Source organism: Psychroflexus sediminis (assembly GCF_900099815.1).
Classification (GTDB): domain Bacteria; phylum Bacteroidota; class Bacteroidia; order Flavobacteriales; family Flavobacteriaceae; genus Psychroflexus; species Psychroflexus sediminis.
The window spans coordinates 261,265-276,209 of the sequence record NZ_FNCW01000005.1 but is presented as its reverse complement, the minus strand read 5'-3'; the positions used below and the strand labels follow the sequence as shown (position 1 = coordinate 276,209).

Genomic DNA, 14,945 nt, shown 5'->3' with positions numbered 1-14,945 from the left:
ATATTTAAACCTATGGCATATTGATAACTTAAGAGTTTTACGAGCCAAAGCCAAGAAAGCTGTAGAGCATTATAACACTAAAAGACAACATGATAGTTTGAGTGGGAAAACCCCAAAAGAATTTAAAAATTATGTTTTAAATTTGGATAGCCAAGAAAGACCGATGACGATCATATATGCTGATGGTAATTATAAAATCAAAGAGGCATTGAAGCACCATAGCTTAAACCCAAATGAAGAGCCTCAGGCTCATAATTGTCCGATAGGATTATGAAAATAATCAATTAGTATATTAACCAAAACGGTCAACGCTATTTAGGGAAGGTCATATTCCAAATTTCCCATTACCTATTACCTAATACACGATAAACGCTAAACGAAAAACTATAAACGGACTTTGAATACTGAATACTGAATAAAGAATTTTAAATTTGACTAATGACTAATGACTAATGACTAATGACTAATGACTAATGACTAATGACTAATGACTAATGACTAATGACTACTGACTACTGACTACTGACTCTTGACTCCTGACTCTTGACTCCCGAGTCCACCAGATACTAGTGATGAGTGAACAGTGGTGAGTGACTTGATATTTTTTACTGATTACTTGTTACTGATTACTATTCACTAGCTACTGATTACTAGTTAAAACCTTACTAAACACCAGGCATAGACAGAACAATCTGGCTATTTTAGATAAAAATAAATTATGCGAGTTTTAATTACCGGAGCAACAGGTTTAGTGGGTCAGGCCTTAGTGGATCTGTTTCATGAGCAAGATATTGCTGTCAATTATTTGACAACCAGCCGTTCTAAAATTGAATCTCAAGCCAACTATCAGGGCTTTTACTGGAATCCTTCTACGTCGGAAATAGCCCCGGAGTGTTTTGAGGGGGTGTCGACGATTATCAACCTCGCTGGTGCGAGTGTGGCCAAACGCTGGACCTCTTCTTACAAACAAACAATCTTAGACAGTAGAATCGATAGTTTAAATACGCTTAAAGCAGCTTTAGCTAAGCGCGACCATCAGGTGGAACATCTCATTTCTGCCAGTGCTGTAGGGATTTATAAAGATTCATTGACCAAATTCCACGAGGAGGATGATTTTGAGACAGGCGATAATTTCCTGGCAGAGGTAGTGGAGCAGTGGGAATCTGCAGCCGATGAGCTTGGTGATTTAGGGCTTGAAGTCACAAAAATAAGAATAGGCGTGGTGCTTTCAGACGAAGGCGGGGCTCTGGAAAAAATAAAAGACCCCATCGAAAAATACATTGGAGCTCCTTTAGGCAGTGGAAAACAATGGCAATCCTGGATTCATATTTCAGATCTGGCCAGCCTGTTTAAACATGTGATGGAAAACCGACTGGAGGGCGTATTCAATGGAGTTTCACCAAATCCCGTTACCAATAAAGAATTGACGGAATGTATCGCCCAGAAACTGGATAAGCCGCTTATTTTGCCCAATGTTCCTGCTTTTGTTCTCAAGTTGATGCTGGGGGAAATGGCAACTATTGTGCTGGCAAGCCAGCTGGTAAGCTCAAAAAAAATCCTGTCAACGGGATTTCAGTTCAGGTATGCGCAGTTAAAACCTGCGATTTCGAATTTGTTATAAGTCATTCTGATATCTAAAATCTTTCTTATTTTTGAGTATATTTTAAACGATGAAATCAGTAACTTTTGGGTTAATTCTTTTAATCATGTCTCAAGCCTTTAGTCAGGACTCTTTGCGATATTTAGCTCTGGGGGATTCATATACCTTAGGGGAGCAAGTCCCTGAATCTGAATCGTGGCCATTTCAACTGACGGCTTATCTCGAAGCTGAAGGCATCTCTGTTCAGGATCCGGAGATTATTGCCGTGACCGGCTGGCGAACCGATGAGCTGCAGGATTCCATCGCTTCTCAAAAATATAAGCCCAATTCTTTTGATCTGGTTTCTCTTTTAATCGGTGTTAATAATCAGTATCAGAAAAAACCGTTTAAGCAATTTAAAACTGAATTTGAAAACTTACTGCAAACAGCGATAGCTTTGAGTTCGAAAGATGAAAAAGGAGTGTTTCTTGTGGGTATACCAGACTATAGCCTGTCTGAATTTGCAAAGGATGAAAAACTAAAGAAAGTATCTTCCCGATTGAAGCGGTATAACCGATACATTCAAAAAATGAGTCAGCGTTATGATGTAGCATATTATCCGCTCCAGGATTTGAGCAGACCTTTGCATACGGATAAATCTATGCTGGCTGAAGATTTACTGCACCCTAGCGGGAAGCAGTACAAGGTTTGGGTAGATAGTTTTAAAGAAAAAGTAACTGAACAAATACATAACTTCTAAAATGCAAGAAGCTTTTCTTCATAGCCTGTGGAAATATAAAAAGCTGAATTTGAATCAGCTTCAGACCACGCGTGGAGAAGAATTGCAGATATTACAAACGGGTCTGCATAACGAAACGGAGTCCGGTCCCGATTTTTTTAAAGCTGAAATTAATCTTGGTGGTCAGCATTGGGTGGGGAATCTCGAAATTCACCTTCGCTCTTCAGACTGGTACGCCCATCATCACGAAACTGACCCGGCTTACGATAATGTGATTTTGCACGTGGTGTGGGAAGATGACATGAGCATTTTCAGAAAAGATGAAACGGAAATTCCCTGTCTGGAGTTGAAATCATACATATCCAACTCCCAATTACAGGCTTATCATGAGCTTTTTGAAAATATATACGATAAGTGGATCAACTGTGAGACGCACTTCGGTGAGGTCGACGAGTTTAAACTCATCAGTTGGTTAGAACGCTTATACATAGAGCGGCTGGAAGATAAGAACGAACTTATTCTGAATTTGCTGAGAGTATCCAATAACAACTGGGATGAGGTGGGCTTTAAACTGATGGCAAAGGCCTTTGGACTTAACGTCAATGGAGACGCTTTTATGCAGATGAGTTCTGCAGCTGATTTTAAAGTATTTCAAAAATGCTTCCAGAACCCTCTTCAATTAGAAGCTTTGTGTTTTGGCCTGTGTGGAATGCTTCCTGCTGAAAGTGAGGAGGCTTATGTCAATACCCTTCAGAAGGAATTTGTATTCCTGGAGCAAAAATTTCAGTTGGCTATACCCCTGACCAGCCAGGTAAAATACTTTAGGCTGCGTCCGGACAATTTTCCGAGCATCAGGTTATCGCAATTTTGTGACTTATATTCGAGAACCCCACGGGTGTTTGCCAAACTTATTCAGTGTAAAACCAAACGCGAGCTATACGACTTACTAGAGGCTAAGACTTCAGGCTACTGGGAATCGCACTATAGTTTTGGTAAAAAAAGCAAAGCAAAAATCAAAAAAATAAGTCGGTCTTTCAAGGATTTACTAATCATCAATACGATCTTACCTTTGAAGTTTGCCTATGACTCTTACAAAGGTCAGATGAGTTTTGAGGAGAGTATCTATCCGATAATCTCCACGCTGAAGCCGGAGATGAATAGCATAACCAAAGGCTTCGAGCAACTGAAACCCAAACTGGCCAGGTCAGCTTTAGAAAGTCAGGCTTTGATTCAGCTGAAGTCACACTATTGTGATCTGAATCGCTGTTTGAAATGCCAGGTAGGTTTAGAATTAATACACGCATGAAAAATTTTATATACAATTTAAGGACGTTTTTTGAGAAACATGGATTCTATGTGAGTTCACGACTTGCCGATACCCTGGGAATGAAAGCTAAATCGGTACGGATCTTTTTTATTTATATTTCATTTGCCACCTTCGGTTTTGGCTTTGGATTGTACCTGACCCTGGCTTTCTGGCTCAAATTGAAAGATTTGGTCTATACCAAACGAACCTCTGTATTTGATCTTTAATCAACCTATGAAACGAAAAGTGGTCACAACTCAGGACGGTTCAAAAACCATTCGCCTGGAAGAATGGGATGAGCATTACCATTCCACGCATGGAGCGATACAGGAAAGTCAGCATGTCTACATCGAAGCCGGGCTGAATTATTTTACAGCCAGAACACAAGCCAAATCGATTTCAGTATTAGAAGCAGGATTTGGCACCGGACTCAATGCTTTGTTAACTTATTCATGGTCTCAGAAATCTGATATTCAAATCGACTACCGGGGTATCGAAGCCTTTCCGATAAGCGAAGATGAAAGGCAGGCGTTGGAGTATCATCAAAAAATCGATGGAGAGGATATCGAATCGGTTTTTAAAAAACTCCATCAGGCTCCCTGGGAAGACTGGTCAGAAATTTCAAAATCTTTTCGGCTCAAGAAACAAAAGCTTTTCTTTTCAGACCTGGATCTTAAAAATGAGGCAGATGTGGTGTTTTATGATGCCTTTGGTCCACGAGTGCAGCCGGAGTTATGGGAAAAGTCAGTTTTTCAAAGCTTTTACCTGGCCTTAAAGCCCGGGGGAATCTTCGTGACCTATAGTGTGAAAGGGACTGCAAGAAGAGCTCTTCAAGCTATTGGTTTTGAAGTAGATATCATTGAAGGGCCTCCCGGGAAACGCCATATGATGCGTGCTTACAAGCCCTGTTAATTGTATTAGGCTTTTTAAAATAGTCTCTTAAAGATTTTAAGGCTTAGGGTTTGAATGCAAACCATATTTTTTGCATATTGCGGGATATTTTAAAATCCTGTTGGTTTTAAACAATTATTTTCCTTTGAAATATCAAATCAAAAATAGCCTTATGGTAAGAAATATCACCCTGATTGCTTTCCTATTATTTACTATTCCATTCACCTTTGCACAAGAACTGCAAGTTGAAGAAACAGTCATTAATCCATCAGATAAGATAAATGATGCACAAGTTAACTTGGAGGTAAAAGGGGGAACCCCTCCCTACACTTATCAATGGTCTAAAAATGAAGTTCCTTTAACTTCTAATACGGCTGGAGATCTTACCGAAGGAATTCTGTATTCCGTAAAGGTTAGCGACGCAGCAGGAGCTAGTGTCGAAAAATCATTTAGCATTGAACCGGAATCCATCGTGGAGACCTTCAACGGAACTTTTAAGCCTGTGGTAGATGCTATGGGTAGTGTCTTGTTTTGGGATCCTTTTGCAGCGATTGGGATATATGACCCTATTGTGTATACCGATGAAAAACTCCTGTTTTCACCAAGGTGGGAACCCAATACCGAAAGTGAGTTTTTGCTGAAAGAATGGCTGGTTTCTGAAGATGAACATGTTGAAAAAGGCCAGGATATTGCTATTGTTGAAGTGGATGGAGAAGCTTTTACCGTACAGGCCGAAGTCGATGGTGAAATAGAATTTCTTACTCCTGCAGGACAGTACATCTACAATCCCAATAACAAAGAAGATATCATTGCTCAAAACGCTCATAAATTTGGTAAAATAATCTATGATGAGCCTGTAGCTTTAACCAATCCAAACGGGACTCCATTACAGAAAGGAATTCCTTTTATCGTTATCTGGCTGATTTTTGGTGCGGCATTTTTTACCTTTAGAATGGGCTTTATCAATTTAAGAGGATTCAAACACGCCATACAACTGGCTAAGGGAAAATTCGACGAACCCAATGCTCCAGGGAGTATCACGCATTTTCAGGCCCTGGCTACTGCTGTTTCTGCAACTGTAGGTTTAGGAAATATAGCCGGTGTCGCTATTGCTGTTTCACTTGGTGGAGCGGGAGCCACGTTCTGGATGATTTTAGCAGGTCTGCTGGGGATGTCCTCAAAGTTTGTAGAGTGTACGCTTGGTGTGAAATATAGATTTATAAATAAAGAGGGCCGTATTTTTGGAGGTCCTATGAATTATTTGAGGTACGGACTTGAAAAGCGTAACCTCGGTAAGCTGGGAAAAGTTTTAGCCGGATTATTTGCAGTTCTTGCTATCGGTGCTTCTTTTGGTGGAGGGAACATGTTCCAGGCCAACCAGTCTTTCGAAATTTTATCCAATCAGATTCCGTTTTTAGACAGTGACAGTGGTTTCTATTTTGGCATATTCCTGGCGATTTTAGTAGGTGTTGTCATTATAGGGGGTATTAATAGTATCGCTAAAGTGACGGGTAAAGTAGTGCCAATTATGGCCGGAGTTTATGTTATTGGTGCCCTGGTTGTTATAGGGATCAATATTGAAAACGTTGGACCAGCTTTCAATGCCATTATAACTGGTGCCTTTACGCCTACGGCCCTTAAAGGTGGTTTTATAGGGGTTCTTGTGGTAGGATTCCAGCGTGCGGCTTTCTCTAACGAGGCCGGTGTAGGTTCTGCCGCCATTGCTCACTCTGCAGCTAAAACCAACCATCCGCCTTCCGAAGGTTTTGTGGCTTTGCTGGAACCTTTTATCGATACCGTAGTGGTATGTACGCTTACAGCACTCGTGCTTATTTTTACAGGTATGCATGAAGTGGATGGTGTGTCCGGGGTTCAGTTAACAACCGATGCCTTTGGTAGCGTTATCTCCTGGTTCCCTTATGTGCTTTCTATAGCTGTTTTCCTTTTTGCCTTTTCAACCATGATCTCATGGTCTTACTACGGGATGAGAGCCTGGACCTATATCTTTGGAAAGAGTAATCGTTCTGAAATTATATATAAAGTCATATTTTTATTCTTTGTCGTGCTAGGAGCATCTGTAAGCTTGGGCGCTGTCCTGGACTTCTCAGATATGATGATTCTGGCGATGTCTTTCCCTAACATTATAGGTTTATATATCATGTCGGGTGAAGTCAGAGACGATCTAAGGGAATATATGTCCAAATTGAAGTCTGGTCAAATCTTCCAAAAAGAGGTGTTGAAGAAATAAACTAAACAGATGAATTCCAATAGAAAATTCCGTTTCGGTTACACCAAAGGTGATCGAAACGGAATTTTTGTGTTTTGTCTGATTTTGATGCTCGGTATAGCACTGCATTACTGGAACCTGAATTCTATTTCTCCTTCTGAAAATTCCTCGCGCTTATCTAAAGTTGAAGATTCGCTTCAGCGCCTTGTAGATTCGTTAAAAAATAAACAAAGCCTTGATCATCAGAGGAGTATTTATCCTTTTAATCCTAATTTTATAACCGATTACAAAGGATATACGCTGGAGATGACAGTAGAGCAAATCGATAGACTTTTGAAATTCAGGGCCCAGGGCTACTGGATCAATTCTAAAGCTCAGTTTCAGCAGGTAACGCAGGTTTCTGATGAATGGATGTCGGAATACAGCCCATACTTCAAATTTCCGGATTGGGTTTTAGCTGCTGAAAATAGAAAACCCAAACTCAGCAAACGTCAGGTTTTAAGTTACGCAGAAAAGAAAGATTTGAACCTGGTCACAGAATCCGATTTAATCGAGGTTTCTGGTATTGGAGAAAGCCTTGCAGGACGGATTATTTCTTATAGAGAAAAACTGGGTGGTTTTGTAGATATCATCCAGTTGAAAGATGTTTATGGTCTGAAAGCCGAGGTCATCCAAAACCTGGAAGAGCGCATCGTTTTAAAGACTCCGGTTGAGATCGAAAAGCGAGATATAAACAGCAGTAGCGTACTCGAACTTAGCGAGCTCCCGTATTTCGATTATGAAATGGCCAGAGCGATTGTCAATTTCATTAAACTGAGAGAAGGAATCTCAAGTTTTGAAGAATTATCAAAAATTGAAGATTTTCCTAAGTATAAATTAGATAGAATTCAATTATATTTGGAAATTAAAGAATAATATTCAAAAATTAGATATAGCAGATATGAATCATATGTATTTTAGCGAAGAACATGACATGTTCAGAAAAAGTTTACAGGAATTTCTTCAGAAGGAAGTTGTCCCGCACATAGACAAATGGGAAGAGGAAGGAACTATTGAGCGGTTTATTTGGAAGAAATTCGGTGATATGGGCTACTTCGGTTTAGCTTATCCTGAAAAGTACGGCGGTTTAGATTTAGACCTGTTTTATACCATCATTTTTTTAGAAGAGCTTCAAAAGATCAACTCAGGAGGCTTTGCAGCAGCTATATGGGCTCACGCCTATTTGGCGATGACCCACGTCAATAAAGAAGGCAGTGAAGAAATCAAAGAAAAATATTTATCGGCTTCTATAAGTGGAGATATGATTGGATGTCTTTGCATCACAGAGCCTTTTGGAGGTTCGGATGTGGCAGGAATGAAAACGACCGCTGTGGAAAAAGAGGATTCTTTTGTCATCAATGGCTCCAAAACCTTTATCACCAACGGCGTTTATTCAGATTATCTGGTTGTTGCAGCCAAAACAGCTCCGGAGAAAGGCGGGAAAGGCATGAGTATTTTTATTGTAGACAGAGATACCCCGGGTATTTCAGCAACAAAACTCAATAAACTAGGCTGGAGAGCTTCCGATACTGCAGAATTGGCTTTTGACAATGTGGAGATTCCGAAATCTCACCTGATGGGAGAGCGCAATCAGGGGTTTCCATACATTATGCAGCACTTTGCCCTGGAGCGATTGATTATGGGTGTGAATGCACACGCAAGAGCAGAATATGCTCTGGAATATGCGATTCAGTACATGTCAGAACGTGAAGCTTTTGGTCAGACTATTGATAAGTTTCAGGCTCTGAGACATAAGATTGCTGAACGAAGCAGTGAAGTTGAAATGGCCAAGGCCTTTAATTATACAACAGCCAAGCGTCTGGATGAGGGGGAGTATGTGGTAAAAGAAGCGACGATGTCCAAATTACTGTCGACTAAGATTGCTGATGAGGTTATTTACGATTGCCTGCAAATGCTCGGAGGCTATGGTTATGTTGAAGATTACCCCTTGGCAAGAATGTTCAGAGATAGCCGATTAGGCCCAATTGGTGGCGGAACCTCAGAGATCTTAAAAGAAATCATAGCCAAAATGGTGATCGATAATAAAGACTATAAGCCTGCGACCTAAACTTATTTATAATAAATTTGTAACCATGTGTTTTTTCAGCACATGGTTTTTTTATGGAGTACATCAATGCTTTTCTGGATTATCTTCAGCTGGAGAAAAAGTATGCTCAGCATACCCTGACGTCTTATGCTTCAGATTTAAGTCAGTTTCAATCATTTCTTATTGAAAAGTACCAAACAGATGATTTTACAGAAGTCAATTATCCCATGATAAGACAATGGATTGTCAGTTTTGTAGATAAAGACCTGACCCATAAGACCATCAACCGTAAGCTGTCAAGCTTAAAAACCTTTTTCAGGTTTCTTCTGAAGGTAAAAGCGATAGAGGTGAATCCGATGCTTCAGCATAAATCCTTAAAACTGCCCAGGCGCGAACAGGACAGCTTTTCTGTGCTTGAGCTTCAGAAGATTTCAGATTATTTTGAGGATTCCAGTTTTGAGGGCTTGAGAGATCACCTGATAATCGAATTGCTTTATTCAACGGGTATGCGCAGGCAGGAACTGATAGATTTGAATCTTACTTCAGTTGACTTTGCGCAAAATCAAATAAAAGTACTTGGAAAGCGCAATAAGGAAAGAATTCTTCCTTTGCTCCAGACATCATTAGGTTTGATCCGGGATTACATAAAAGCAAGGCAGTCTTTATCTCCTGAAACCCGGAAGTTATTTGTGACCCAAAGCGGTAAGCCCATCTATCCGAATCTGGTGTATAGAACGGTGAATACGTATTTCAAAAAGGTATCTACCAAGGAGAAATTAAGTCCGCATTTACTAAGGCATGCATTTGCAACCCATCTGCTTGAAAAAGGAGCTGAGATTACCGCGATCAAGGATTTGTTGGGGCACAGTAGCCTCGCCTCCACCGAGGTTTATACGCACTCCAATTTTAAGGAGTTGAGCAGGGCACATGCGGCGGCACATCCCAGATCTTTAAGGCGGGAAGAGGAATGATTTTCCAGATGAAAAACATTTCGATTAAATTTCAGAAAAAAAGTAACAAATAATTTTCAGATACCAATATTCGTTTTATATTTGCAACCCGTTACGAAAAGTAGCGTTTGACATACTGAAAAGCCGATGTAGCTCAGCTGGCTAGAGCAGCTGATTTGTAATCAGCAGGTCGTGGGTTCGAGTCCCTCCATCGGCTCAAGGATGTAGTGAAGTTCATTATATTCTTTAATGGTATTTAGAGCTTAAAAGTTTGGGGCGAGAAATCGTTCCCGGACGAAGATGAGGGTAGTCCCTTTGCAGGTTCATTTATCAGATTAATTGGGGAGATACTCAAGCGGCCAACGAGGACAGACTGTAAATCTGTTGGTTTTACCTTCGCAGGTTCGAATCCTGCTCTCCCCACCACCGAGTCGGATAACATCAGGCTTTGCATTGACATATTGAATTAAATAAGCGGAAGTAGCTCAGTTGGTAGAGCGTCAGCCTTCCAAGCTGAATGTCGCCGGTTCGAACCCGGTCTTCCGCTCTATTTTTTAAGATGCAAATTTCTGAATGCCGACGTAGCTCAGGGGTAGAGCGTTTCCTTGGTAAGGAAAAGGTCACGAGTTCAATTCTCGTCGTTGGCTCAATTTTAAGTCTCAAAACCTGGTTTTGTTGGCTTTTTATGTTGTTATAAACATTAACACTAATATATAACTAAGATTAAATAATTACTACTATGGCAAAGGAAAATTTTGATCGTTCCAAACCGCACCTAAACATAGGTACTATTGGACACGTCGATCACGGAAAAACTACACTTACAGCTGCTATTACAAAAGTAATGGCTGATGCTGGATATTCTGAAGCTAGTGCTTTTGATCAAATTGATAACGCACCTGAGGAAAAAGAGCGTGGTATTACTATTAACTCTTCTCACGTTGAATATCAAACTGCAAATCGTCACTATGCTCACGTTGACTGTCCAGGTCACGCCGATTATGTAAAGAACATGGTTACTGGTGCTGCTCAAATGGACGGTGCTATTCTTGTTGTTGCTGCTACTGATGGTCCAATGCCACAAACTCGTGAGCATATCTTATTGGGACGTCAGGTTGGTATTCCAAGAATTGTTACTTTCCTAAACAAGGTTGACCTTGTTGATGATGAGGAGCTTCTTGAGCTAGTTGAAATGGAAGTAAGAGACTTGCTTTCTTTCTACGAATATGATGGTGACAATGCGCCTGTAATTTCAGGTTCTGCACTTGGTGCTTTGGAAGGTGATGAGAAATGGTCTAAAACTGTTCTTGATTTGATGGAAGCAGTTGATGACTATATCGAACTTCCAGAAAGAGATGTTGAGAAAGATTTCTTAATGCCGATTGAAGATGTATTCTCAATTACAGGTCGTGGTACAGTTGCAACCGGACGTATTGAAACAGGTGTTGCTAACACTGGAGATCCTGTTGAGATCAACGGTATGGGAGCTGAAAACTTGAAATCAACGATTACTGGAGTTGAAATGTTCCGTAAGATTCTTGATAGAGGAGAAGCTGGTGATAATGTAGGTATCTTGTTAAGAGGTATTGAAAAGAGCCAGATCTCAAGAGGTATGGTTATCGCTAAGCCAGGATCTATCAAGCCACACGGAAAATTCAAAGCTGAGGTTTATATCCTGAAAAAAGAAGAAGGTGGACGTCACACTCCATTCCACAATAACTACAGACCACAGTTCTATGTTAGAACTACAGATGTTACTGGTACTATCAACCTTCCAGAAGGAGTAGAAATGGTAATGCCTGGTGATAACCTAACAATTACTGTTGATTTGATTCAGCCTATTGCACTTAACGTTGGTTTAAGATTTGCAATTCGTGAAGGAGGTCGTACAGTTGGTGCTGGACAGGTTACAGAAATACTTTAATTCTTTAGAATAAAGTTTTAAATCAGTTAAGGTGTTCGCCATCGGTGGATACCTTAACTTTTTAAATTTCCTTTTTTATCTGAAAGAAATTTTGTTTCTTTGCACGCTCTAAAAAATGAAATATTTACGGGTTTAGCTCAGTTGGTAGAGCACTGGTCTCCAAAACCAGGTGTCGGGAGTTCGAGCCTCTCAACCCGTGCAAATCTTAAAGAGATGTCGAATATTATAAATTATGTAAGCGAGTCTTACAATGAGTTAAAGAATCATGTGACTTGGCCTACATGGGCTGAAGGACAAAAACTCATGGTGATTGTAGCTGTGTTTTCAATTCTTTTTTCACTTGCTATTTGGGGAGTGGATGAAGTGTTTAGTTCAGCAGTGAAGCAATATTTTAATTGGGTTAAATCATAATTCATGTCTGAGACAGGTTTAAAAAAATGGTATGTCGTCAGAGCCATCAGTGGTTCTGAAAACAAAGTTAAAGACTACATCGAGAAAGAGATTTCTCACCAGGGTCTCAGTGACTATGTGGATGATATACTTGTTCCTACAGAGAATGTTGTTCAAATCCGTAATGGAAAGAAGATCAACAAAGAGAAGGTTTATTTCCCGGGTTATATTATGGTGAATGCCAATCTGGAAGGTGAAGTTGGTCACGTGATCAAAGGCGTGAATGGCGTTATAGGTTTTCTGGGTGAAACCAAGAGAGGTGAGCCGGTACCGATGCGTAAATCAGAGGTCAACAGAATGCTGGGTAAAGTAGATCAGCTTTCTGTTCAGAAAGAAAATGTCGCCATACCTTTTAGCATAGGAGAGTCTGTAAAAGTAGTTGACGGACCTTTCAACAGTTTCACAGGAACTATTGAAAAGATCAATGAAGATAAGAGAAAGCTGCAGGTTATGGTTAAGATCTTTGGTCGTAAAACGCCGGTAGAACTTAGCTATATGCAAGTAGAGAAAATTTAAATGTTACATATAATATAGAGTTGTTTTTAAACATAATGCTTCCCACTGAAAACAATTCAACTAAATTTTGAAAAATGGCAAAAGAAGTAAGTAAAGTAGTAAAACTCCAGGTACGAGGTGGTGCAGCAAACCCATCCCCTCCAGTTGGACCTGCTTTGGGTGCTGCTGGTGTGAATATCATGGAATTTTGTAAACAATTCAATGGTAGAACACAAGATAAGAGTGGAAAAATCCTTCCTGTAGAAATTACAGTATACAAGGATAAGTCTTTTGATTTTATTATTAAGACACCACCTGCAGCAGTTCAGTTGATGGAAGCATCAAAACTAAAGAAAGGATCTGGTGAACCTAACACAAAAAAGATTGGTTCTGTAACCTGGGATCAGGTGAAAGCGATAGCTGAAGATAAGATGCAGGATTTAAATGCATTTACAACAGAATCGGCAATGAAGATGGTTGCTGGAACAGCAAGATCTATGGGTATAACTGTAAAAGGTAATGCACCATTCTAAAAAAACGAAATTAACATGGCAAAAATAACTAAAAAGCAAAAAGAAGCACAAGGTAAAGTGGATGAGTCAAGGACTTATTCAGTAGCTGATGCCTCTGCTTTATTGAAAGATGTAGCTTACGCTAATTTCGACGAATCTGTTGATTTGGCTGTAAGACTTAACGTCGACCCTAGAAAAGCTAATCAGATGGTTCGTGGCGTTGTAACCTTACCTCACGGAACTGGTAAAGATGTCAAAGTCTTGGCTCTTGTTACTCCGGATAAAGCTAAAGAAGCTGAAGAAGCTGGTGCAGATTACGTCGGTTTAGACGAATACCTGGAGAAAATCAAAGGCGGTTGGACAGATGTTGATGTGATTGTCACCATGCCAAGTGTTATGGGTAAATTAGGTCCCTTAGGTAGAGTATTAGGTCCGCGAGGACTTATGCCTAACCCTAAAACCGGTACGGTAACCATGGATATCGCCAAAGCAGTTTCTGATGTGAAAGCTGGTAAAATCGACTTTAAAGTTGATAAAACCGGAATCGTTCATGCTGCTGTTGGTAAAGTATCCTTCGACGCAGAAAAAATTGCTGGAAATGCAAGAGAATTACTAACGACGCTCGTCAAGCTTAAGCCTCAGGTAGTGAAAGGAACTTATATTAAAAGTATCCATATCGCTTCTACAATGAGTCCAAGTATTGAAATCGATACGAAACGATTTACCGAGCAATAATTTTAAGTTATGACAAGAGAAGAGAAATCTATAGTAATAAAAGATTTAACTACTAAGTTAGCAGATTCATCAAATGTATATTTAGCAGATATTTCAGGATTGAATGCATCCTTAACTTCAGACTTAAGACGTGCTTGCTTTAAGGCAGACGTTAAGTTGATGGTAGTTAAAAATACTCTCCTGGCCAAGGCTATGGAAAGTACAGATAAAGATTTTGGTGAGCTGACAGGTACTTTGAAAGGAAGTACATCGATCATGCTTTCCGAAACTGGAAATGCTCCAGCTAAAGTGATTAAAAACTTTAGAAAGAAAAATGAAAAGCCTATTTTGAAAGGGGCTTATGTTTCAGAATCCGTATACGTTGGAGATGAAAACCTAGATGCTTTAGTAGATATCAAGTCTAAAGAAGAAGTTATAGGAGATATCATCGGATTGTTACAATCCCCAGCCAAAAACGTTGTATCCGCACTTAAGTCAGGTGGTGGTAAACTTTCTGGAATCCTTAAAACACTTTCACAAAGAGAAGAATAAACACGCACTAATTACTAATATTAAATTACACTAAAACGATAGAAAATGGCAGAATTAAAAGATTTCGCAGAACAATTGGTTAACCTTACTGTTAAAGAGGTAAATGAGTTAGCTGATATTTTAAAAGAAGAATATGGTATAGAGCCTGCTGCTGCTGCAGTAGCTGTTGCTGGTGGCGGTGCTGCTGGTGGTGGTGAAGAAGCTGAAGAGCAATCAGAATTCGACGTAATTTTGAAAGCCCCAGGTGGTTCTAAACTAGCAGTTGTTAAACTTGTAAAAGAATTGACAGGTTTAGGTCTTAAAGATGCAAAAGCATTGGTTGACGGTGCACCAGCTCCAGTTAAGGAAGGTGTTGCTAAAGACGAAGCTGAAGCGCTTAAAGCACAACTAGAAGAAGCAGGTGCTGAGGTTGAGCTTAAGTAAGCTCACTCACACTTAGAATACCAGGTTTAGACCACAAGATTTAGTCTTGTAGGTCTAAACCATTTTGCGTATCTATACGCGACGTGTTTATTTTACT

At 39.9% G+C, this 14,945-nt stretch carries 17 protein-coding genes and 5 tRNA genes; all 22 read left to right on the top strand.

Annotated features, from left to right (window positions below):
- On the top strand, positions 1 to 274 hold a 274-nt coding region (locus tag BLP81_RS13650; protein WP_394330529.1), incomplete at its 5' end, for an integrase core domain-containing protein.
- A 444-nt stretch (positions 275 to 718) separates the two neighbouring features.
- A complete protein-coding gene (locus BLP81_RS07015; protein WP_093367612.1) occupies positions 719 to 1,621 on the top strand; it encodes a TIGR01777 family oxidoreductase in 903 nt (300 codons plus the stop codon).
- 49 nt (positions 1,622 to 1,670) lie between these two features.
- Positions 1,671 to 2,339: an SGNH/GDSL hydrolase family protein gene (locus BLP81_RS07010; protein WP_245686427.1), complete on the top strand. Its 669-nt coding sequence runs from the start codon at positions 1,671 to 1,673 to the stop codon at positions 2,337 to 2,339.
- Between the two features lies 1 nt (position 2,340).
- Complete coding sequence (locus BLP81_RS07005; protein ID WP_093367608.1) at positions 2,341 to 3,624, top strand: DUF2851 family protein; 1,284 nt, start codon at positions 2,341 to 2,343, stop codon at positions 3,622 to 3,624.
- Positions 3,621 to 3,851 (top strand): PspC family transcriptional regulator, encoded by a 231-nt coding sequence (locus tag BLP81_RS07000; protein WP_093367605.1) that lies wholly within the window; start codon positions 3,621 to 3,623, stop codon positions 3,849 to 3,851. Before BLP81_RS07005 ends, BLP81_RS07000 begins: the two co-directional genes overlap by 4 nt.
- 7 nt (positions 3,852 to 3,858) lie before the next feature.
- Positions 3,859 to 4,536 carry a tRNA (5-methylaminomethyl-2-thiouridine)(34)-methyltransferase MnmC2 gene (gene mnmD, locus BLP81_RS06995; protein WP_093367601.1) on the top strand — a complete coding sequence of 226 codons (678 nt, stop codon included), beginning with the start codon at positions 3,859 to 3,861 and terminating at the stop codon, positions 4,534 to 4,536.
- A 151-nt stretch (positions 4,537 to 4,687) separates the two neighbouring features.
- On the top strand, positions 4,688 to 6,763 hold the full coding sequence (locus BLP81_RS06990; protein WP_093367649.1) for an amino acid carrier protein: 2,076 nt from the start codon (positions 4,688 to 4,690) through the stop codon (positions 6,761 to 6,763).
- A 9-nt stretch (positions 6,764 to 6,772) separates the two neighbouring features.
- Complete coding sequence (locus BLP81_RS06985; RefSeq protein WP_093367598.1) at positions 6,773 to 7,657, top strand: ComEA family DNA-binding protein; 885 nt, start codon at positions 6,773 to 6,775, stop codon at positions 7,655 to 7,657.
- A 25-nt stretch (positions 7,658 to 7,682) separates the two neighbouring features.
- Complete coding sequence (locus BLP81_RS06980) at positions 7,683 to 8,849, top strand: acyl-CoA dehydrogenase family protein (protein WP_093367595.1); 1,167 nt, start codon at positions 7,683 to 7,685, stop codon at positions 8,847 to 8,849.
- A gap of 53 nt (positions 8,850 to 8,902) precedes the next feature.
- Complete coding sequence (locus BLP81_RS06975; RefSeq protein WP_093367592.1) at positions 8,903 to 9,799, top strand: tyrosine-type recombinase/integrase; 897 nt, start codon at positions 8,903 to 8,905, stop codon at positions 9,797 to 9,799.
- A 122-nt stretch (positions 9,800 to 9,921) separates the two neighbouring features.
- Positions 9,922 to 9,995: transfer RNA gene (locus BLP81_RS06970), tRNA-Thr, on the top strand.
- A gap of 124 nt (positions 9,996 to 10,119) precedes the next feature.
- Positions 10,120 to 10,204: transfer RNA gene (locus BLP81_RS06965), tRNA-Tyr, on the top strand.
- A gap of 48 nt (positions 10,205 to 10,252) precedes the next feature.
- A tRNA-Gly gene (locus BLP81_RS06960) sits at positions 10,253 to 10,325 on the top strand.
- A 28-nt stretch (positions 10,326 to 10,353) separates the two neighbouring features.
- Positions 10,354 to 10,425 (top strand) — tRNA-Thr (locus BLP81_RS06955).
- A gap of 92 nt (positions 10,426 to 10,517) precedes the next feature.
- Positions 10,518 to 11,702: an elongation factor Tu gene (tuf, locus tag BLP81_RS06950; protein WP_093367588.1), complete on the top strand. Its 1,185-nt coding sequence runs from the start codon at positions 10,518 to 10,520 to the stop codon at positions 11,700 to 11,702.
- Between the two features lie 126 nt (positions 11,703 to 11,828).
- A tRNA-Trp gene (locus BLP81_RS06945) sits at positions 11,829 to 11,901 on the top strand.
- 14 nt (positions 11,902 to 11,915) lie between these two features.
- Positions 11,916 to 12,113 carry a preprotein translocase subunit SecE gene (gene secE / locus BLP81_RS06940; protein ID WP_093367584.1) on the top strand — a complete coding sequence of 66 codons (198 nt, stop codon included), beginning with the start codon at positions 11,916 to 11,918 and terminating at the stop codon, positions 12,111 to 12,113.
- 3 nt (positions 12,114 to 12,116) lie between these two features.
- A complete protein-coding gene (nusG, locus tag BLP81_RS06935; protein WP_093367581.1) occupies positions 12,117 to 12,668 on the top strand; it encodes a transcription termination/antitermination protein NusG in 552 nt (183 codons plus the stop codon).
- A gap of 74 nt (positions 12,669 to 12,742) precedes the next feature.
- Entirely contained in the window at positions 12,743 to 13,180 is a 438-nt protein-coding gene (gene rplK / locus BLP81_RS06930) for a 50S ribosomal protein L11 (protein WP_093367578.1), read from the top strand.
- A gap of 15 nt (positions 13,181 to 13,195) precedes the next feature.
- On the top strand, positions 13,196 to 13,894 hold the full coding sequence (gene rplA / locus BLP81_RS06925; RefSeq protein WP_093367575.1) for a 50S ribosomal protein L1: 699 nt from the start codon (positions 13,196 to 13,198) through the stop codon (positions 13,892 to 13,894).
- Between the two features lie 9 nt (positions 13,895 to 13,903).
- Complete coding sequence (gene rplJ, locus BLP81_RS06920; RefSeq protein ID WP_093367571.1) at positions 13,904 to 14,425, top strand: 50S ribosomal protein L10; 522 nt, start codon at positions 13,904 to 13,906, stop codon at positions 14,423 to 14,425.
- Positions 14,426 to 14,470: 45 nt separating this feature from the next.
- Positions 14,471 to 14,848, top strand: a complete 378-nt coding sequence (gene rplL, locus BLP81_RS06915; RefSeq protein ID WP_093367567.1) for a 50S ribosomal protein L7/L12 — start codon at positions 14,471 to 14,473, stop codon at positions 14,846 to 14,848.
- Positions 14,849 to 14,945 lie beyond the last annotated feature (97 nt).